The following is a 19745-nucleotide window of genomic DNA, read 5'->3' as shown; positions in this document are numbered from 1 at the left end:
CCGCCGCTGCGCATGCGCTTACTGGATGTTGACGTCAACGCTCGCTGGAAGGTCGATGCGCATGAGCGCGTCGACCGTCTTCGGCGTCGGGTCGACGATGTCGATCAGACGCTTGTGCGTACGCATCTCGAAGTGCTCGCGCGAGTCCTTGTACTTGTGCGGCGAGCGGATGACGCAGTAAACGTTCTTCTCCGTAGGCAGCGGCACAGGTCCGACGACCGAGGCTCCGGTGCGCGTCACCGTCTCCACGATCTTGCGCGCGCTGGCGTCGATCGCCTCGTGGTCGTAGGCCTTGAGCCTGATGCGGATCTTCTGTCCCGCCATGGTTGCAGCTCGTCCTTACCGTCTTGTGCCGCTATTTCCGCACGTCAACCGAGTTTCACCCGGTCCACGCGGTCGGGCGTGTCGCGCCCGGTGCGCAGACTGATCCTCAGGAGGATCAGTGTCGTGCCGGTTGGTCTGGATTCCTGCCGGGAAGGCCCGGCACCAGGCTACTCGCGCCAAGGCGGCCGAATCTGCATCGAGAATCGGCCGCCCTGCGACGAGCAACCCGAATAGTGTCGCATACGTGAGTTCACAACCCAGCCCCGGGGTGCTATAAGGCCCCGGGGCTGAGCGGAATCACTTGACGATCTTCGTAACCTGGCCCGCGCCGACGGTCCGGCCACCCTCACGGATGGCGAACCGCAGACCCTCGTCCATGGCGACCGGCTGGATCAGCTGCACCGAGATCTCGGTGTTGTCGCCCGGCATGACCATCTCGGTGCCCTCGGGGAGGGTCACCACGCCGGTCACGTCGGTGGTACGGAAGTAGAACTGCGGGCGGTAGTTGTTGAAGAACGGCGTGTGCCGGCCACCCTCGTCCTTGGACAGGATGTAGACCGAGCCCTCGAACTCCGTGTGCGGAGTCGTGGTGCCGGGCTTCACGACGACCTGGCCGCGCTCGACGTCCTCACGCTTGATACCGCGCAGGAGCAGGCCGACGTTGTCACCCGCCTGGCCGGAGTCGAGCAGCTTGCGGAACATCTCGACACCGGTGACAGTCGTCTTCTGCGACTTCTCCTTGATGCCGACGATCTCGACCTCTTCGTTGACGTTGATGACACCGCGCTCCACGCGGCCGGTCACCACGGTGCCACGGCCGGTGATGGTGAACACGTCCTCGATCGGCATCAGGAACGGCCGGTCGAGGTCACGCACCGGGTCCGGCACGTTCTCGTCCACCGCGTCCATCAGGTCGAGCACGGACTGGCTCCACTTCGGGTCACCCTCGAGGGCCTTGAGACCGGAGACCTGGATCACCGGGGCGTCGTCGCCGGGGAACTCCTGCGAGGACAGCAGCTCACGAACCTCGAGCTCGACGAGCTCCAGGATCTCCTCGTCGTCGACCATGTCGGCCTTGTTCAGCGCCACGACGATGTAGGGCACACCAACCTGGCGGGCCAGCAGCACGTGCTCACGGGTCTGCGGCATCGGGCCGTCGGTCGCGGCGACCACCAGGATCGCGCCGTCCATCTGGGCGGCACCGGTGATCATGTTCTTGATGTAGTCCGCGTGACCGGGGGCGTCCACGTGGGCGTAGTGACGCTTCTCGGTCTGGTACTCGACGTGCGAGATGTTGATCGTGATACCGCGCTGCTTCTCTTCCGGCGCGTTGTCGATCTGGTCGAACGCGCGCGACTCGTTCAGCTCCGGCCACTTGTCGTGCAGAACCTTGGTGATCGCCGCGGTCAGAGTGGTCTTCCCGTGGTCGACGTGACCGATGGTTCCGATGTTGACGTGCGGCTTGCTCCGCTCGAACTTCGCCTTCGCCACTGGAATGTCCTCCTGGACTCTTGCTTGCTCACCGGCCGACGTGGCTAGCCGGACAGCGACTCGTACTGGTCGGTTGTGCGGACCTTAGGGGAGGCCCCTTTCGCGCCCGCATCGGGTGCTACGGGATTACTCCCCCGTCGCCTTCGCGATGATCTCCTTCGCGACGTTCGCCGGAACCTCGGCGTAGGAGTCGAACTGCATGGAGTAGTTCGCGCGACCCTGGGTGCGAGACCGCAGGTCGCCGACGTACCCGAACATCTCCGAGAGCGGAACCAGTGCCTTCACGACACGGGTGCCCGCCCGCTCCTCCATGGCCTGGATCTGGCCACGGCGGGAGTTGAGGTCGCCGATGACGTCACCCATGTAGTCCTCGGGTGTGGTCACCTCGACCGCCATCATCGGTTCCAGCAGTACCGGGCTGGCCTTCCTCGCGGCTTCCTTGAGCGCCATCGAACCGGCGATCTTGAATGCCATCTCCGAAGAGTCGACCTCGTGGTACGCACCGTCCAACAAGGTCACCTTCAACCCGACGAGCGGGTATCCGGCCAGCACGCCGTACTGCATGGCGTCCTGCGCGCCCGCGTCCACCGAGGGGATGTACTCCCGGGGGATGCGGCCACCGGTGACCTTGTTGTCGAACTCGTAGAGTGCACCGTCCGACGTGGCCAGCGGCTCCAGCTTGATGATCACCTTGGCGAACTGACCGGAGCCACCGGTCTGCTTCTTGTGCGTGAACTCGTGCTTTTCGACCGTCTTGCGGATCGTCTCGCGGTAGGCGACCTGCGGTTTACCGATGTTGGCCTCGACCTTGTAGTCGGACTTCATCCGGTTCACCAGCACCTCGAGGTGCAGCTCGCCCATCCCGGCGATGATCGTCTGCCCGGTCTCCTCGTCCAGGTTGACCTGGAACGTCGGGTCCTCCTCGGCCAGCTTCTGGATGGCCAGGGACAGCTTCTCCTGGTCGGCCTTGGTCTTCGGCTCGATGGCGACCCGGATGACCGGCTCGGGGAAGGTCATCGACTCGAGCACGATGGGGTGCTGCGGATCGCACAAGGTGTCACCCGTGGTGGTGTCCTTCAGCCCGATGACCGCGTAGATGTGGCCGGCCTGGGCGTCGTCCATCGGGTTTTCCTTGTTGGAGTGCATCTGGAAGATCTTCCCGATGCGCTCCTTGCGCTCCTTGGTCGAGTTGATGACCTGAGCGCCGGAGGCGACCTTGCCCGAGTAGACCCGGATGTAGGTCAGCTTGCCGAAGAACGGGTGCGCCGCGATCTTGAACGCCAGCGCCGAGAACGGCTCGTCGGTCGACGCCTTGCGCGAGGCCGGGGTCTCGCCGTCGGGCAGGACGCCCTCGACGGCGGGCACGTCCAGCGGCGACGGCAGGTAGTCGATCACCGCGTCGAGCATGGGCTGCACACCCTTGTTCTTGAACGCGGAGCCGGCCAGCACCGGGAACGCCTCGCGGGTGACCACCAGCTTGCGGATACCGGACTTGATCTCGGCCTCGGTCAGCTCCTCGCCCTCGAGGAACTTCTCCATCATCGCGTCGTCGGTCTCGGCAACGGCCTCGACCAGCTTCTCGCGGTACTCCGCGGCGCGCTCGGCGAGCTCGGCCGGGATGTCCTCGACCGCGTAGTCGTCGCCCTTCTTGACCTCACCGCGCCAGACCAGGGCCTTCATCCGGACCAGGTCGATGACGCCCTCGAAATCGTTCTCGGCGCCGATCGGCAGCTGGATCGGCAGCGGCCGGACACCGAGGCGCTGCTCGATGGTGCTCACGGTGAAGTAGAAGTCCGCGCCGAGCTTGTCCATCTTGTTGACGAAGCAGATGCGCGGGACCTCGTACTTGTCGGCCTGGCGCCACACCTGCTCGGACTGCGGTTCGACACCTTCCTTGCCGTCGAACACCGCGACGGCACCGTCGAGCACGCGCAGGTTGCGCTCCACCTCGACCGTGAAGTCGACGTGGCCAGGCGTGTCGATCAGGTTGATCTGGTAGTCGTTCCAGAAGGTGGTGGTAGCAGCGGAGGTAATGGTGATACCCCGCTTCTGCTCCTCCTCCATCCAGTCCATCGTCGCGGCGCCGTCGTGCACCTCGCCGATCTTGTAGTTGATCCCGGTGTAGAACAGGATCCGTTCGGTCGTGGTGGTCTTACCGGCGTCGATGTGGGCCATGATGCCGATGTTGCGGACCTTGTTCAGGTCGGTCAGCACTTCGCGTGCCACTGCACTGTTCCCCTGTCTGGAAGCGTGGGGCCCGGCCAGGCTTTCGTCGGCAGCCGGGCTACGTTCACCACCGGTAGTGGGCGAACGCCTTGTTCGATTCGGCCATCTTGTGGGTGTCCTCGCGGCGCTTCACGCTGGCCCCGAGGCCGTTGCTCGCGTCGAGCAGCTCGTTCTGCAGGCGCTCGATCATCGTCTTCTCCCGGCGCTGGCGCGCGAAGGTGACGATCCAGCGGAGCGCAAGGGTGGTCGAGCGGCCGGGCTTGACCTCGATCGGCACCTGGTAGGTGGCACCACCGACGCGGCGGCTCTTCACCTCGATCGCGGGCTTCACGTTGTCGAGCGCGCGCTTGAGGGTGACCACCGGGTCGGTGCCGGTCTTCTCACGTGCGCCCTCGAGCGCGCCGTAGACGATGTGCTGGGCGACCGACCGCTTACCGTCCTTGAGCACCTTGTTCACCAGCTGGGTGACCAGCGGCGAGGCGTAGACGGGGTCGGAGATCAGCGGCCGCTTCGGGGCCGGACCCTTGCGGGGCATCAGCTCTTCTCCTTCTTCGCGCCGTACCGGCTGCGCGCCTGCTTGCGGTTCTTGACGCCCTGCGTGTCGAGAGAACCGCGAATGATCTTGTAGCGGACGCCGGGGAGGTCCTTGACGCGACCACCACGCACGAGCACCATCGAGTGCTCCTGCAGGTTGTGGCCCTCGCCCGGGATGTAGGCGGTGACCTCGATGCCGCTGGTCAGCTTCACACGCGCGACCTTGCGCAGCGCCGAGTTCGGCTTCTTGGGGGTCGTGGTGTACACGCGAGTGCACACGCCACGCCGCTGCGGGCTCCCCTTGAGCGCCGCGGTCTTCTGCTTGGCAGCCTTGTCCTGGCGGCCCTTGCGGACCAGCTGCTGGATCGTGGGCAATGGACCAGCTTTCTGTCGCGTACTGCTTGTTCCGTCTTCGATCCCCGGCCCCCGAGGTCGGGCGTGTCGGCCCGCGTCTAGGCCTTGCGGCCGGTAACGTTCCCTCGGATTTCCGCGGAGCTCCGCCGTGCCGAAACGGCCGCTGGGGTGCACAGGCACCCCTTGGCGAGCCAGATGGCGCGCAGAGCAGCCCGACATGCGCCGGGCACAGTCGTCAAAGATACCCGCCCGTTTTGGGGCCTACCACATCGGGGTGCGTTTAGGCGTGCGCTACGCGGGCTGGGTGGCTTGACTATTCAGTCTAGCGGATTTTCACGCCGTACCCTGCGGTCTTTCGGATCCCGGCGGGTTCCGCCGGTTCTTTCAACGCGCGGTAGACGCGGTTCATTCCGACCGCTCGGACGAGTGACCAGTTATGGGCATTTCACCCGTTCTGCCCCGGCGAAGCCCGCACTGGGTCATCATGGGGGCGCGTTCAGTAGACGGCGGGAGGCGCATATGTCGGCCGAGTTCGACCAGCTGGTGGCCCAGTTCGAGCAGTTCCAGGCGAAGCTTCAGCACGTGGACGAGCAGTTCTCGGGGCTGGACCAGATGCAGGCGGAGATCGCCGGCGTGGAGGCGACGGCGACGTCGGCGGACCGCTCGGTCACCGTCGTCGCGGGGCCCGGCGGCTCGGTCAAGGACATCAGGTTCACCGAGGCCGCGCTCCGGCAGTCCCCGCAGGCGCTGTCCTCGGCCGTGCTGGGCACGCTCCAGCAGGCCGTCGCCGAGTCGGCGCGGAAGCAGGCCGGGATCGTCGAGGAGCACGCCGGCGACGGCATGCATCTCATGGACCAGGTGCTCGACACGCAGGCCCAGCTGTTCGGCACCACGCCGGAAGAGCTGCGGGCGTCGATGGAGGAACAGCCGAAGCGGCCCGCCCGTGCCGTCGAGACGGAGGACTACTCGGAGCAGGCGGTGCTTCGCCGCGAGGAACCGCCGGCCCGGCCCGCCCCGCCGAGCAGCGGGAACGACCCGTCCGGGAACCGCTTCCTCAACCTCTACGACGAGGAGGACCGCTGATGGGTGGCGGGCACGAGGTCGTCGTCAAGGCGCTGCGCGCGTACTCGGGACGGCTGAACGGCGACATCGCCGTGCCCAAGGAGGTCTCAGGGCTGGTCGGCTCCTCCGACGTCGGGGACAAGTCGTGGGGCGTCGTCGGGATCTTCGTGAAGGGCAAGTACACGGAGATGCTCGGCGACCTGAACGACCTGCTGACCGAGATGGCGAACGGGCTGCAGGCCGCGAGCGAGAAGTTCAGCGGCGCGGCGAACGCCTACGACGGCCACGAGGAGGACAGCAAGCAACTGCTCGGCCAGGTGCTGAAGCTGCTGACCGATCCGGCGCCCTCGCGCACACCGACAATGGGCCCCGCCCCGAAGGGATCGTGAGTCATGGCCGACGAGAAGGTGACCGGCAAGGCCAGCAACATCACCATCACCAAGCAGGGCGATCCCGGTCTCATCAACACGGACAAGATCCCCGGCGCCCTGCCCGGTCCGCTGGGCAGCGGGTTCAGCGCGTACAACACGGCAAAGGGCGCGCTGGCCGACGGCAAGGTGTCCGGCGGTGAGATCGCCGGGATCGCGGCCAGCGGGGCGAGCTTCGTGAGCTCGTGCATGAGCGTCTCGAGCATCGCCTCCGACCCGATCGGCTGGCTGGTCGGGCAGGGCCTCAACTTCCTGATGACCGTGGTGCAGCCTCTGCAGGACGCGATCCACTTCGTCAGCGGTGACGGGCCCGCGCTGGCGAACGCCGCGGGCAACTTCGGTTCGATCGCGCAGGGGCTCGTGAGCTACAGCCAGAAGTTCGCCGAGGAGGCCAAGACGTCGCTGTCGCAGTGGAGCGGCCAGGCTGCCGAGACCGCGGGGAAGAAGCTCGCGGCGTTCTCCGACGGCATCGAGGGGATCGCCGGCCAGGCCGGGGACATCGCGCAGCTGCTGCAGATCTCCAGCATGGTGATGCAGGTGATCGAGGAGTTCATCAAGGCGATCCTGACCGAGCTGATCACTTGGCTGATCATGATCTGGATCCCCGCGCTGGCGGCGGCGGTGCCGACGTGTGGCGGCTCGACCGCGGCCGCCGGTGGCGCCACCGCCGTCCGGGGCGCGCAGACCGGTTCGAAGGTGAGCCGCTACATCCAGAAGCTCAAGGAGATCCTCGACAAGATCAAGCAGTTCCTGCAGAAGATGAAGGACTTCTTCACGCAGTGGAAGGGGAACTTCAAGGACATCATGAAGCTGAACAAGGACCTCGGAAAGCTGGAAGCGGGTCCGATGGCCGGCAATCTGGGCAAGCTCGCCGGCAAGGACGGCATGGTCGGCGGCAGGGCCGCCAAGGGATTCGGCGAGTCGATGAAGGAAACCGCGGCAAAGGCCGGTGCGGGAACAGTCGGGCTGGGCGGTGCCAAGTACTCCACTGCCAAGGAGAAATTCCAGACCGGCGCTTCCGTGGCCGGCAAGGCGAACACCTACGGGCAGGGCATCGGCAAGGCCGTCACCTATGGCGAAAGCGGTGAGGAGCAGACCACCGAGGAAACCAGCGAGGACCTCGACTTCTGATGTTGACCGGAGACGCTTACCTCGTTCTGGCGATCATCGCGCTACTGCTGGCGCTGTTCGGATGCAGCTTGCTCGTCTCGCGTCGCCGCGCCCGCGACCTCACCGTGCTGGCGAAGGCGAACGGCTGGGAGGAGTTTCGCGAAAAACCACTGTCCGCGACCGGGACGTGGATCAGCCGGGGATTTCGGGGGAAATATCGCGGCTACGCGTGCGGCGCATACCAGTACACGGACAGCGCACGAAACGTGAGCACGGCCCCGGATCAGCCGATGTATACGAAAAAAACGCGGTGGATAGTCCGGATCAAAGTCACCGCGCCGTTGCCGAACTGCGTCGTGAAGCTGACCGGCCTGGACGAACTCAGCCCGGACGGCATCGTGTCGCCCGAATTCGAGGAATGGTTCAGGGAGAACGCGTCCCGCTGCTCGAGCTTCGAGGCGGCGAACGGCCATCTTACGGTCCGCAGCGGCGCCACGATGAACCGCGGCAAACTGCTTCGCAGCCTTGACTTCCTCGTCGACGTGGCCGAGCGGTTGCCGATCCACAAGGCCGAGTTGCCGTGACCTTCGACGCGAGCGGGATCGTCAGCGCGATCGTCGTCGTGCCGTTGCTCGTGTGGGTCGGTTATCTCGTCCTGTCCCCCGCGGTGTTCCGGCATATCCAGCTCCCGCAGTTGGCCGGGCGGTACGGCTGGCGGGTGCGGACAGGCCCGGCACGCGCCCCGCGTGAGCTGCCCGGCGACGGCAGGCAGAGCTGGGAGGTTCCGCTGCCCGGCACCGAGTGCGAGATCCTCGGCGTGTACCGGGGGCGCCCGGTGCACGGCGTCCAGGTCCGGGTGGTCTGGGGGCGCCGCTTCGACTCCGTGCACAACCAGTGGGAGACCAACGCGACCACCTATTCCGTCGTCAGCACGGTGGTCGGGGCCCGGCCGTTCGACGGGTTTCACGACGGCAACCGGGTCACGGCGGTCGACGGTGACCCGATCGCGCTGTACCCGCACTTCACGGAGTGGGCGCGCAACCGCAGGCCCGAGGTCAAGCAGGACGTGCGCCAGGAGGGCCACGGCTTCCGCTCCATCAGCTGGTGCGGCAGCCTCAAACGCAAGCGGTTGCTCCGGGTGCTCGACGAGCTGACCACGAGCTGACCTGGAAAAGGGCGCCCCGGCGGCGGGGCGCCCTTGGTTCGGTCAGTCGTCGTCGTCCGGTTTCGCGTGATCGGGTTTACCGGGGTTCGGATCCCGGGTCAGATCGATCGCCGGATGACGCGGGGCGCCCTCCGGTGCGGCGTGCCGTCCGGACTGCGGGGTCTCTTCCCGGTCCACGTTCTCTTCGGTGCTCATGGTCCCCTCCTGGGTTCGCGCCTTCCCTCCCGCCCGACACGCTACCTACCCCGCTTCACCGGAATCACCAACGCCCCGGGCCGATGACCGATATCGTCCGTTTTTCCGGGGTGTCCAACGGCGACGAAGCCCCCGGCTCCGCGAGGGAGCCGGGGGCTTCGCGTTGCTACGAGATCAGCGGAAGTCGCGACCGAAGTCGTAGTCGTCGAGCGGGACGGCCGCACCGGTGCCGGTGCCGAAGACATCCGGGGTGTAGTAGCCGTCGTCGTAGGACGGGATGGCGTACGCCGCCACCCGCGCCTCCTCGGTCGGCTGCACCTGGATGTTGCGGTACCGGTTGATGCCGGTACCGGCCGGGATCAGCTTCCCGATGATCACGTTCTCCTTCAGACCGACCAGCTTGTCGCTGCGGCCGTTGATCGCCGCGTCGGTCAGGACACGCGTGGTCTCCTGGAACGACGCCGCCGACAGCCACGAGTCCGTGGTCAGCGAGGCCTTCGTGATCCCCATCAGCACCGGACGACCCGAGGCCGGGTCACCGCCCTCGGCCACCGACGCCCGGTTCGTCGCCTCGAACTTGGTGCGCTCGGGGAGCTCACCGGGCAGGAAGTCGGTCGAACCGGAGTCGATGATCGTGACCCGGCGCAGCATCTGCCGGACGATCACCTCGATGTGCTTGTCGTGGATCGACACACCCTGCGCCCGGTACACCTTCTGGACCTCGTCCACCAGGTGCATCTGCGCCTCACGGGGGCCCATGACCCGCAGCACCTCGTGCGGGTCCGGTGTGCCCTCGAGCAGCGGCTGGCCGACCGCGACGTGGTCGCCGTCCGCCAGCGGCCCGGTCGGGGTGCCGGCGAGGCGCTGACGCTTCGACAGCTTGTCGAAGATGATCTCCTCGCCACCGTCGTCCGGGATCAGCGTGATCTTCCAGAACCGCTCGCTCTCCTCGATGCGCACGCGGCCATCGACGTCGGCGATCGGCGCCTTGCCCTTCGGGACCCGGGCCTCGAACAGCTCCGTGACACGCGGCAGACCCGTGGTGATGTCGTCACCGGCGACACCACCCTGGTGGAAGGTACGCATCGTCAGCTGGGTGCCGGGCTCACCGATCGACTGGGCGGCGACGATACCGACGGCCTCGCCCACGTCGACCAGCTTGCCGGTCGCCATCGAGCGGCCGTAGCACGTCGCACACACACCGACGGCCGACTCACAGGTCAGCACGCTGCGGACCTTGACCTTGGTGATCCCGCTGGAGATCAGCTTCTCGATCGCCGGGTCGCCGAGGTCGTCACCGGCGTTGAGCACCACGTTGCCCTGGGCATCGGTGGCGTCCGTGGCCAGGGTGCGGGCGTACGCACTGGTCTCGACGTGCTGCGCACGCACGATCCGGCCGTCGCCGAGGTCCTCGCCGATCGCCGTGTTGATGCCGCGGCTGGTGCCGCAGTCGGTCTCGCGCACGATGACGTCCTGCGACACGTCCACCAGGCGCCGGGTCAGGTAGCCCGAGTCGGCGGTGCGGAGCGCGGTGTCGGCCAGGCCCTTCCGGGCACCGTGGGTGGCGATGAAGTACTCCGCCACCGACAGGCCCTCACGGAAGTTCGCCTTGATCGGGCGCGGGATGTACTCACCCTTCGGGTTCGACACCAGACCACGCATCCCGGCGAGCGAGCGGACCTGGGTCATGTTGCCCGCCGCCCCGGACTTCACGATCATCGAGATCGGGTTGTCCTCGGGGAAGGCGTCCTCCATGACCTTCGCGACGTCGTCGGTCGCCTGGCTCCACACCTTCACCAGCTCGTTGTTGCGCTCGGCGTGCGAGAGCTGACCACGCTGGTAGCGCTTCTCGACCTGGCTCGCCCTCGCCTCGTACTGGTCGAGGATCTCCTTCTTCTCCTTCGGCACGACCACGTCGCTGATCGAGACGGTCACGCCAGAACGCGTCGCCCAGTAGAAGCCGGCGTCCTTGAGCCGGTCCAGGGTCTGCGCGACCTGCGTCATCGAGTACCGCTCCGCCAGGTCGTTCACGATCGCCGCCTGCCGCTTCTTGGGCAGCGGCTCGTTCACGAACGGGTAGTCCGCCGGGAGCAGTTCGTTGAACATCACCCGCCCGAGCGTGGTCTCGGCCAGCCACGGCTGACCCGGCTCCCAGCCGGACTCGGCGAGGCGGGCCTCGTCTTCCTTGCTCGGCTGACGGTCGTTGACCCGGATCTTGATCGGCGCGTGCAGGCTCAGCGCGTGGCGGTCGTAGGACATGATCGCCTCGGCGGGCGAGGAGAACGCCTGGCCGGCGCCGTTCGCGTCCTCGACGAGCCGGGTCAGGTGGAACAGGCCCGTGACCATGTCCAGCCGGGGCATCGCCAGCGGGCGGCCCGAGGCCGGCGACAGGATGTTGTTCGCCGACAGCATCAGGATTCGCGCCTCGGCCTGCGCCTCGGCCGACAGCGGCAGGTGCACCGCCATCTGGTCGCCGTCGAAGTCCGCGTTGAACGCCTCGCAGACCAGCGGGTGCAGCTGGATGGCCTTGCCTTCCACCAGCTGCGGCTCGAAGGCCTGGATACCGAGGCGGTGCAGGGTCGGCGCCCGGTTGAGCAGCACCGGGTGCCCGGTGATGACCTCTTCCAGCACGTCCCACACGGCCGGGCGGGCCCGCTCGACCATCCGCTTGGCGGACTTGATGTTCTGCGCGTGGTTCAGGTCGACCAGCCGCTTCATCACGAACGGCTTGAACAGCTCCAGCGCCATGTCCTTGGGCAGACCGCACTGGTGCAGCTTCAGCTGCGGGCCGACGATGATGACCGAACGGCCCGAGTAGTCGACGCGCTTGCCGAGCAGGTTCTGGCGGAACCGGCCCTGCTTGCCCTTGAGCAGATCGGACAGCGACTTCAGCGGCCGGTTACCGGGACCGGTGACCGGGCGGCCACGGCGGCCGTTGTCGAACAGCGCGTCGACGGCCTCCTGCAGCATCCGCTTCTCGTTGTTGACGATGATCTCGGGCGCACCGAGATCGATCAGCCGCTTCAACCGGTTATTCCGGTTGATCACCCGGCGGTACAGGTCGTTCAGGTCCGACGTGGCGAACCGGCCACCGTCGAGCTGCACCATCGGGCGCAGGTCCGGCGGGATCACCGGGACGGCGTCGAGCACCATGCCGCGCGGGTCGTTGCCGGTGGCCTGGAAGGCCGCGACGACCTTGAGCCGCTTGAGCGCGCGGAGCTTCTTCTGCCCCTTGCCGTTGCGGATGACGTCGCGCAGGCCGTCGGCCTCCGCGGCGACGTCGAACTCGGTAGCCAGCTTCTGGATGGCCTCCGCGCCCATACCGCCGGTGAAGTACTCGCCATAGCGGTCGTACAGCTCGCGGTAGAGCATTTCGTCCGCGATCAGCTGCCGCGGCTCGAGCTTGGTGAAGGTCGTCCAGATCTCCTCGAGCCTGTCCAGCTCGCGCTGGGCCCGGTCGCGGAGCTGGCGCATCTCACGCTCGCCACCCTCCTTGACCTTGCGGCGCACGTCGGACTTGGCACCCTCGGCCTCAAGCTCCGCGATGTCGGTCTCGAGCTTCTGCGCCCGCGCCTCGATGTCGGCGTCGCGCTTGGTCTCGATGTTCTTGCGCTCGACGCCGATCTCGTTCTCCAGCGTCGGCAGGTCGTTGTGCCGCAGCTCGGTGTTCACACCGGTGATCACGTACGCCGCGAAGTAGATGATCTTCTCGAGGTCCTTCGGGGCCAGGTCGAGCAGGTAGCCCAGCCGCGAGGGCACGCCCTTGAAGTACCAGATGTGGGTGACCGGCGCGGCCAGCTCGATGTGGCCCATCCGCTCACGCCGCACCTTGGCACGGGTCACCTCGACGCCACAGCGCTCGCAGATGATGCCCTTGAAGCGGACCCGCTTGTACTTACCGCAGTAGCACTCCCAGTCCCGGGTGGGGCCGAAGATCTTCTCGCAGAACAGGCCGTCCTTCTCGGGCTTCAGCGTGCGGTAGTTGATGGTCTCCGGCTTCTTCACCTCGCCGAAGGACCACTGGCGAATGTCGTCGGCGGTGGCCAGGCCGATCCGGAGCTCATCGAAGTAGTTGACGTCCAGCAAAGCGTTGCATCCCCTTGGAAATAGAGGTGGCTATCGGGGTCGGCTACCTGGTGGGGGCACGCGGGAGGCTTGCCCCCACCAGGTGGCTGGGTCATTGCACGACGTCGTCCACCGAGGGCGACTCGTTGCGGGACAGGTTGATGCCGAGGTTCGCCGCCGCGCGTTCGAGGTCCTCGTCGTCGGAGTCGCGCATCTCGATCGCCGCTCCGTCGGAGGAGAGCACCTCCACGTTGAGGCAGAGCGACTGCAGCTCCTTCAACAGCACCTTGAACGACTCGGGGATCCCCGGGTCCGGGATGTTCTCGCCCTTGACGATGGCCTCGTACACCTTCACCCGGCCGACCACGTCGTCCGACTTGATCGTCAACAGCTCCTGCAGCGTGTAGGCCGCGCCGTAGGCCTGCATCGCCCAGCACTCCATCTCACCGAAGCGCTGGCCACCGAACTGCGCCTTACCACCCAGCGGCTGCTGGGTGATCATCGAGTACGGACCGGTGGACCGAGCGTGGATCTTGTCGTCCACCAGGTGGTGCAGCTTGAGGATGTACATGTAGCCCACGGCGACCGGGTACGGGAACGGCTCGCCGGAACGGCCGTCCAGCAGCACCGCCTTGCCGTCGGGCTGAACGAGGCGCTCGCCGTCGCGGTTCGGCTTGGTCGAGGCCAGCAGACCGGTGAGCTCCTCCTCCTTCGCGCCGTCGAACACCGGAGTGGCCGTGTTCGTGCCGGGCTCGACGTCGTAGAGCTCCTCGGGCAGGCGCGTCGCCCAGTCCGGGCTGCCGTCGACCTGCCAGCCCTGCGAAGCCAGCCAGCCCAGGTGCAGCTCGAGGATCTGGCCGATGTTCATCCGTCGCGGCACACCGTGGGTGTTCAGCACGATGTCGATCGGCGTGCCGTCCTCCATGAACGGCATGTCCTCGACCGGCAGGATCTTCCCGATGACGCCCTTGTTGCCGTGCCGGCCGGCGAGCTTGTCGCCCGGCTGGATCTTCCGCTTCTGGGCCACGTACACCCGGACCAGCTCGTTGACGCCCGGGGGCAGCTCGTCGTCGTCCTCGCGGGAGAACACCCGGATGCCGATGACCTTGCCGGTCTCGCCGTGCGGCACCTTCAGCGAGGTGTCGCGGACCTCGCGCGCCTTCTCGCCGAAGATCGCGCGGAGCAGGCGCTCCTCCGGGGTCAGCTCGGTCTCGCCCTTCGGCGTGACCTTGCCGACCAGGATGTCGCCGTCGCGGACCTCGGCACCGATCCGGATGATGCCGCGCTCGTCCAGGTCGGCCAGCACCTCTTCGGAGACGTTCGGGATGTCCCGGGTGATCTCCTCGGCACCGAGCTTGGTGTCCCGCGCGTCGATCTCGTGCTCCTCGATGTGGATCGAGGTGAGCACGTCGTCCTGCACGAGCCGCTCGGAGAGGATGATCGCGTCCTCGTAGTTGTGGCCCTCCCACGGCATGACCGCGACAAGCAGGTTCTTGCCCAGCGCCATCTCGCCGTTCTCGGTGGACGGCCCGTCCGCGATCACCTGGCCCTGCTCGACGCGGTCGCCCTCGTTGACGATCGGCCGGTGGTTGAAGCAGGTGCCGTGGTTGGTGCGGCGGAACTTGTACAGCCCGTAGCTCTTGCGGGTGCCGTCGTCGTGCATGATCGTGACCAGGTCGGCGGAGAGTTCCTCCACCACCCCGGCCTGCTCGGCGACCAGCACGTCACCGGCGTCGATCGCGGCCCGCAGCTCCATCCCGGTGCCGACCAGCGGCGAGGAGTTGCGCAGCAGCGGCACCGCCTGGCGCTGCATGTTGGCACCCATCAGCGCGCGGTTGGCGTCGTCGTGCTCGAGGAACGGGATCATCGCGGTGGCCACCGACACCATCTGGCGCGGCGACACGTCCATGTAGTCCACGTCCATCGGGTCGATCAGCTCGACCTCGCCGCCCTTCCGGCGGACCAGCACGCGATCCTCGGCGAAGTAGCCGTCGTCGGTGAGCGGCGCGTTGGCCTGCGCCTTGACGAAACGGTCCTCCTCGTCGGCGGTCAGGTAGTCGATCTGGTCGGTGACCTGGCCCTCGACGACCTTGCGGTACGGCGTCTCGATGAAGCCGAACGGGTTGACCCGCGCGTACGAGCACAGCGAGCCGATGAGACCGATGTTCGGACCTTCCGGGGTCTCGATCGGGCACATGCGGCCGTAGTGCGACGGGTGCACGTCGCGGACCTCCATGCCGGCGCGCTCACGGGACAGACCACCGGGGCCCAGCGCGTTGAGGCGGCGCTTGTGGGTCAGCCCGGACAGCGGGTTGTTCTGGTCCATGAACTGCGACAGCTGCGAGGTGCCGAAGAACTCCTTGATCGCGGCCACCACGGGCCGGATGTTGATCAGGGTCTGCGGCGTGATCGCCTCGACGTCCTGCGTGGTCATCCGTTCCTTGACCACGCGCTCCATCCGGGACAGGCCGACCCGGATCTGGTTCTGGATCAGCTCGCCGACGGTGCGCAGGCGCCGGTTGCCGAAGTGGTCGATGTCGTCCACCTCGACCGGCATCTCGGCACCGTTGATCGTCATCTTGTCCTCGCCGGCGTGCAGCCGGACCAGGTACTCGATGGTGGTGACGATGTCCTCTTCGGTGAGCGTGCCCGTGTCGTAGGGCAGGTCGAGGCCGAGCTTCTTGTTGACCTTGTACCGGCCGACCTTGGCCAGGTCGTAGCGCTTGTCCTTGAAGAACAGGTTCTCCAGGAGCGTCTGCGCGCTCTCCTTCGTGGGCGGCTCACCGGGACGCAGCTTCCGGTAGATGTCGAGCAGGGCCTCGTCCGTGCCGGCGGTGTGGTCCTTCTCGAGCGTGGCCAGCAGCGTCTCGGAGAACGAGAACCGCTCGCGGATCTGCTCGGCGGTCCAGCCCAGTGCCTTCAGCAGCACGGTGACCGGCTGACGGCGCTTGCGGTCGATGCGCACGCCGACGGTGTCGCGCTTGTCGACGTCGAACTCGAGCCACGCGCCGCGGCTCGGGATCACCTTGACGCTGAACACGTCCTTGTCGGTGGTCTTGTCGATCGCGCGGTCGAAGTAGACGCCGGGCGAGCGGACGATCTGGGACACCACGACACGCTCGGTGCCGTTGATGATGAAGGTGCCCTTGTCGGTCATCACGGGGAAATCACCCATGAAGACGGTCTGGCTCTTGATCTCTCCGGTGTTGTTGTTGACGAACTCCGCCGTGACGAACAGCGGAGCCGCGTAGGTCATGTCCTTGTCCTTGCACTCCTCGACGGAGGCCTTCACCTCGTCGAAGCGAGGGTCGGAGAAGGACAGCGACATCGAGCCCTGGAAGTCCTCGATGGGGGAAATCTCGTTCAGGACCTCTTCGAGCCCGCCGACCGGGCTCTCTTCTCCTTCTTCGACGCGGCGCTCGAACCACTTCTCGTCACCGGTGAACCATTCGAAGGACCGGATCTGCACGTCGAGCAGATTGGGCGTGGTCAGCGGTTCGCGGATCTTCGCGAAGGAGACCCGTTTGGGGGCTCCGGGGATTCCCGTGTTGGTCGAGTCGGGTACAGCCGAGGTGGTCGCAGCAGTGGCCTGGTTCGCGGGAGAGACTGCCAAGATGCGTCCTTCCGGGGACAATGAGCGGTGAGCAGCCGCGTTAGCAACTACTAATGCGACTGTCAGGGGTGCCGTGGTGCTCACTAGTCTAGCTGCCGTGCCCGGGCAGCCTGAAAGTGGGCAGCGCAAAGAAGCAGTCTAGCCCGAAAGACGTGCCTTGTCGAGGGGCGCTTCCGATGGGGCCCAGATCTCGATCACACCGTCTTCAGGTACGCCTCCCAGCTTCGCCCTCCCGCAGGGCGTTGCTGTCGGGAGTAAGCGTGACCCCCAGAGCCGTCTGAGTCAAGATGCCACGCCTTCAACCCGCCGGTTGGCGCAATGTGGTCGCATGGTGTACACGAGGTGATAACCGGCCTCCGACCTGCGGATTCACGCCGCCTCGGGTTCGGGCTGGAGCGGGTCGACGATCTGCTCACCCAGCCACCGGCACTGCCGTTGCCACACCCGCAGCGCCGCCGCGTCCGGGCACGGCCGCCCGTCCACCAGCTCCCCCAGCGACCACGCGCGCAGCCACGCCTCGATGGCGACCTTGACGTCCAGCGCGACGGTGCCGACCAGGTAGCGATCCTGCCAGCCGTGCAGCACCAGGACGCCGCCGACGGAGGGCAGCAGATCGAGCACGGCCTGGAAGCGGTTGGCGGCCGGCTGCAGCACGTCGAGCTCGGCGGCCGCCGGGATGTTCTCGCCGAGGCGGCGCATCCACAGCACGGAATCCAGGCGAGGGTCGAGCCGCCCGAGCTCACCCCGCTCGTGCTCGGCGAGGCGGCGCCGCGCAAGCTTGAGCAGCCCGTCGACGTGGACCCGGAACAGGCCGACGTACCCGGGATGGCATACACCGATGCGGTCGTCGCCGAGGTTGTCCCAGCTCACCGCCCCGTTGAACGGGTCACCCATGGCTGCCCCCTGCGCTCGGCCCAGTAGCCCTTCAACGCACGCGGGCGGCCCGCCGTTCCGCGGTGACGAGCCAGGCACGCGAGTCGAAGTACACGCCTTCGCCGCGCTCGCGCGCGCCCAGCAAGGCGCGCAGCCGGCGCCGTGCCTCGTCGCCCGCGTCGGCGTGCGCGAGCAACTGCTGCGGCCGGCGGAGGCTGAGCACCATGTCGTAGGCGACGGCGGCGTCCGGGCCGTAGTAGACGGGCTCGTGCACGTCGGTGAACGCGACGTCGGTGAACCCGGCCGTGGTCAGGATGCGTTCCGTGGTGGCCGGGTCGGCGAGCGCGAACGGGTCCTCGCCGGGCCGGGGCGGGGGCGGTGTCCGGGTGATGGCTTCGTCGACCGCTGTCGCCCACTCGTTGCGCTCGCGGTCCTGCCACACCAGCAGCACCAGGCGCGCCGCCGGGCGCAGGGCATGGGCGAGGTTGGTGAACGCCGCGACGGGGTCGGGGAAGAACATGGTGCCGAACCGGCTGAGGCACAGGTCGAAATGCGCCTGGGCGAACTCGTGCGCGGCGGCGTCGGCGCGCAGGTACGCGACGTTGCCCAGCCCTTCGTCTTCGGTGAGCCGACGAGCCTGTTCGAGCGCGGGAGCGGACAGATCCACCCCGAGCACGCTCCCGGCGGCTGCCGCGCGGGCGGCCTCCCGCGTCGACTGGCCGGTGCCGCAGCCGACGTCGAGCACGCGGTCCTGCGCGCCGACGGCGGCGACTTCGCGGAATCGCCGGTTGTGCGGCGCCACTTCGGCGTCGTAGTCGAAGAGACCACCAGGCGCCATCCGGCTCAGCGGGACGGCCGCGGGGCGGACGGCTGACTGCTCGGGGCCGGCGCCGTGCTGGCGGCGGGCTGGGAGTTGTACGTGTCCATGGCGTTGACCTTCCACTTCCCGTCCACGTACTTCATGTTCATCCACAGCTGGGCGCTGCCGCTGGAGGTCTGGTTCTGGTCGGTCCGGGTGGCGGTCTGGTCGACGAAGACCATCACGCGCGCGGTGTCGCCGTTCAGCATGATGACGGCGCTGCGGCTCGCCTTGACCGTGACCACGATCTTCTGCTGCGGCGCGAGGCGCTCGACCTGGCCCATCAGGCTGTTGTACTTCGCCCGGACGTCGTCGTTGAGCAGCAGGTCCTTGGCGGCGTTCTGGGTCTTCGCGATGTCGTTGTAGTCATAGGAGAACAGTGTCGCCGCCGCGTTCGTCGCGGCCTGGTTCACCTGTGCGGTACGACCCGCGTCCAGCAGCGCGGTATTGTCCGTGGCCGCACTGATCTCGTTGTCCTTGATCTTGAAGAACACCGCGAACCCGGCCAGCACGACGGCGAGCCCGAACAGCGCGCCCGCGATGACGTACGGGTTCCGGGGACGGCGGACCCGCACCCGGGGCTCCGGCTCATCGTGCGCGACCTCGGTCTCGGCCTCGAAAAAGTCGGCGGGCTTCGGCTTACCACTGTCCCGATGCTTCGCCCGCGGGCTCGGCTTCTTGGGCGCGGGCGTGAAGAGGCTCTCCGCGATCTCCGGGCCATCCGACCGCTCTTCGGTCTCCGGCCGCGGGCCCGGCGATGGCCGGCGCAGGCCCGCTACCCTGGGCCGCCGCACCGACTGCGGGCGGCCATGGTTGCTGGTTGGCACGACGAACTCCGTTCCTGCGGCGCTTACTGACCGCTGCTGACGAGCGGCACCGAACTGATCCCGGACACCTTCCAGTCCTGCCCGACCCGGGTCATCTGGACCTCCAGCCGCAACGGCTTCGCGACCGGCTGCTGCCCGTTCTGGGTCACGAGCGTGCTGATGGCCGCGAGGAAGCTGGCCTTGCCGGCGTGATCGTCGAGTTCTTCGACGCCGATGTCCTGCACGGTCGTGGTGACCTTGGTCTTGGCCTGCGCGAGCGACTGGCGGTAGTTGGCCTCCGAGTTCTTCATCAGCGTCTGCATGTCGCTTGTGGACACGTTCATGACGTTCTGGAAGAACGCGTCGGGATTGGTGTAGTCCAGCTCGGTGTAGGCCTTGACCGCGATCCCGCCCTGCTTGACCACCGCATCCCGCGCCTGGGCCAGCGCGAGGTTGTCGTTGCCGGAGGCCGACCACCACTGGATCCCGAAGACCGCCGCCAGGATCAGCGCGGCGGTGGCCAGCGCGGCGGTGCCGAGCACGAGGTAGCGGCTGTTCGAGCCGCCGTCGCCCGATTCGGAGGGCTCCTCCGCAGAGGTCTCCTCCGTCGGCGTTTCCAGGTCCTCGGAACTCATAACAC

At 67.2% G+C, this 19745-nt stretch carries 17 protein-coding genes; 5 read left to right on the top strand and 12 right to left on the bottom strand.

The annotated features are described in order from the left end of the window. Nucleotides 1-18: 18 nt before the first annotated feature. The 5 genes from rpsJ to rpsL form a co-directional block, all read right to left on the bottom strand. A complete protein-coding gene (gene rpsJ / locus FG385_RS05390) occupies nucleotides 19-324 on the bottom strand; it encodes a 30S ribosomal protein S10 (protein WP_018177839.1) in 306 nt (101 codons plus the stop codon). Between the two features lie 297 nt (nucleotides 325-621). Next, complete coding sequence (gene tuf, locus FG385_RS05385; RefSeq protein ID WP_139095457.1) at nucleotides 622-1815, bottom strand: elongation factor Tu; 1194 nt, start codon at nucleotides 1813-1815, stop codon at nucleotides 622-624. A 126-nt stretch (nucleotides 1816-1941) separates the two neighbouring features. Then, nucleotides 1942-4041, bottom strand: coding sequence for an elongation factor G (gene fusA, locus FG385_RS05380; protein WP_139095456.1), 2100 nt, complete (start codon nucleotides 4039-4041; stop codon nucleotides 1942-1944). A gap of 64 nt (nucleotides 4042-4105) precedes the next feature. Further along, a complete protein-coding gene (gene rpsG, locus FG385_RS05375) occupies nucleotides 4106-4576 on the bottom strand; it encodes a 30S ribosomal protein S7 (RefSeq protein WP_139095455.1) in 471 nt (156 codons plus the stop codon). Next, a complete protein-coding gene (gene rpsL / locus FG385_RS05370) occupies nucleotides 4576-4950 on the bottom strand; it encodes a 30S ribosomal protein S12 (protein ID WP_003102113.1) in 375 nt (124 codons plus the stop codon). The genes rpsG and rpsL overlap by 1 nt, the downstream gene beginning before the upstream one ends. Nucleotides 4951-5448: 498 nt before the next feature. Here rpsL and FG385_RS05365 point away from each other — a divergent pair, with 498 nt between their 5' ends. From FG385_RS05365 to FG385_RS05345, 5 genes are read left to right on the top strand one after another with little or no spacing between them, the layout of a single operon-like run. Beyond that, complete coding sequence (locus FG385_RS05365) at nucleotides 5449-6012, top strand: YbaB/EbfC family nucleoid-associated protein (RefSeq protein WP_139095454.1); 564 nt, start codon at nucleotides 5449-5451, stop codon at nucleotides 6010-6012. Continuing rightward, the gene (locus FG385_RS05360; RefSeq protein ID WP_200834307.1) at nucleotides 6012-6380 is read left to right on the top strand and encodes an ESX-1 secretion-associated protein; all 369 of its coding nucleotides are present in this window, start codon (nucleotides 6012-6014) and stop codon (nucleotides 6378-6380) included. The genes FG385_RS05365 and FG385_RS05360 overlap by 1 nt, the downstream gene beginning before the upstream one ends. A 3-nt stretch (nucleotides 6381-6383) precedes the next feature. Beyond that, complete coding sequence (locus FG385_RS05355; protein WP_139095453.1) at nucleotides 6384-7550, top strand: hypothetical protein; 1167 nt, start codon at nucleotides 6384-6386, stop codon at nucleotides 7548-7550. Further along, nucleotides 7550-8113: a hypothetical protein gene (locus FG385_RS05350; protein WP_139095452.1), complete on the top strand. Its 564-nt coding sequence runs from the start codon at nucleotides 7550-7552 to the stop codon at nucleotides 8111-8113. The genes FG385_RS05355 and FG385_RS05350 overlap by 1 nt, the downstream gene beginning before the upstream one ends. Then, on the top strand, nucleotides 8110-8694 hold the full coding sequence (locus FG385_RS05345; RefSeq protein ID WP_139095451.1) for a hypothetical protein: 585 nt from the start codon (nucleotides 8110-8112) through the stop codon (nucleotides 8692-8694). Before FG385_RS05350 ends, FG385_RS05345 begins: the two co-directional genes overlap by 4 nt. A 42-nt stretch (nucleotides 8695-8736) precedes the next feature. On the opposite strand, the gene FG385_RS34270 is transcribed toward FG385_RS05345, so the two are convergent. From FG385_RS34270 to FG385_RS05315, 7 genes are all read right to left on the bottom strand, one after another. After that, a complete protein-coding gene (locus tag FG385_RS34270; RefSeq protein WP_200834306.1) occupies nucleotides 8737-8889 on the bottom strand; it encodes a hypothetical protein in 153 nt (50 codons plus the stop codon). A gap of 174 nt (nucleotides 8890-9063) precedes the next feature. After that, entirely contained in the window at nucleotides 9064-12975 is a 3912-nt protein-coding gene (locus tag FG385_RS05340; protein WP_139095450.1) for a DNA-directed RNA polymerase subunit beta', read from the bottom strand. 91 nt (nucleotides 12976-13066) lie between these two features. After that, the gene (gene rpoB, locus FG385_RS05335; protein ID WP_139095449.1) at nucleotides 13067-16567 is read right to left on the bottom strand and encodes a DNA-directed RNA polymerase subunit beta; all 3501 of its coding nucleotides are present in this window, start codon (nucleotides 16565-16567) and stop codon (nucleotides 13067-13069) included. Nucleotides 16568-16936: 369 nt separating this feature from the next. Next, nucleotides 16937-17461, bottom strand: coding sequence for a hypothetical protein (locus tag FG385_RS05330; protein WP_139095448.1), 525 nt, complete (start codon nucleotides 17459-17461; stop codon nucleotides 16937-16939). 31 nt (nucleotides 17462-17492) lie between these two features. Continuing rightward, the gene (locus FG385_RS05325; RefSeq protein ID WP_139095447.1) at nucleotides 17493-18278 is read right to left on the bottom strand and encodes a class I SAM-dependent methyltransferase; all 786 of its coding nucleotides are present in this window, start codon (nucleotides 18276-18278) and stop codon (nucleotides 17493-17495) included. 5 nt (nucleotides 18279-18283) lie between these two features. Next, nucleotides 18284-19126, bottom strand: coding sequence for a hypothetical protein (locus tag FG385_RS05320; protein WP_139095446.1), 843 nt, complete (start codon nucleotides 19124-19126; stop codon nucleotides 18284-18286). Between the two features lie 23 nt (nucleotides 19127-19149). Then, entirely contained in the window at nucleotides 19150-19740 is a 591-nt protein-coding gene (locus FG385_RS05315) for a hypothetical protein (protein ID WP_139095445.1), read from the bottom strand. Between the last annotated feature and the right edge of the window lie 5 nt (nucleotides 19741-19745).

The sequence above is a fragment of the Amycolatopsis alkalitolerans genome, assembly GCF_006152065.1.
Lineage (GTDB): Bacteria > Actinomycetota > Actinomycetes > Mycobacteriales > Pseudonocardiaceae > Amycolatopsis_E > Amycolatopsis_E alkalitolerans.
This window is presented reverse-complemented; position numbering and strand designations above follow the sequence as displayed.

Excerpts from the sequence above, each read along its gene's own strand:
- FG385_RS05325 (WP_139095447.1), bottom strand. The coding sequence starts at position 18,278 with ATGGCGCCTGGTGGTCTCTTCGACTACGACGCCGAAGTGGCGCCGCAC.
- FG385_RS05330 (WP_139095448.1), bottom strand. The coding sequence starts at position 17,461 with ATGGGTGACCCGTTCAACGGGGCGGTGAGCTGGGACAACCTCGGCGAC.
- FG385_RS05355 (WP_139095453.1), top strand. The coding sequence starts at position 6,384 with ATGGCCGACGAGAAGGTGACCGGCAAGGCCAGCAACATCACCATCACC.
- FG385_RS05350 (WP_139095452.1), top strand. The coding sequence starts at position 7,550 with ATGTTGACCGGAGACGCTTACCTCGTTCTGGCGATCATCGCGCTACTG.
- FG385_RS05315 (WP_139095445.1), bottom strand. The coding sequence starts at position 19,740 with ATGAGTTCCGAGGACCTGGAAACGCCGACGGAGGAGACCTCTGCGGAG.
- FG385_RS05365 (WP_139095454.1), top strand. The coding sequence starts at position 5,449 with ATGTCGGCCGAGTTCGACCAGCTGGTGGCCCAGTTCGAGCAGTTCCAG.
- rpsG (WP_139095455.1), bottom strand. The coding sequence starts at position 4,576 with ATGCCCCGCAAGGGTCCGGCCCCGAAGCGGCCGCTGATCTCCGACCCC.
- rpsJ (WP_018177839.1), bottom strand. The coding sequence starts at position 324 with ATGGCGGGACAGAAGATCCGCATCAGGCTCAAGGCCTACGACCACGAG.
- FG385_RS34270 (WP_200834306.1), bottom strand. The coding sequence starts at position 8,889 with ATGAGCACCGAAGAGAACGTGGACCGGGAAGAGACCCCGCAGTCCGGA.
- FG385_RS05360 (WP_200834307.1), top strand. The coding sequence starts at position 6,012 with ATGGGTGGCGGGCACGAGGTCGTCGTCAAGGCGCTGCGCGCGTACTCG.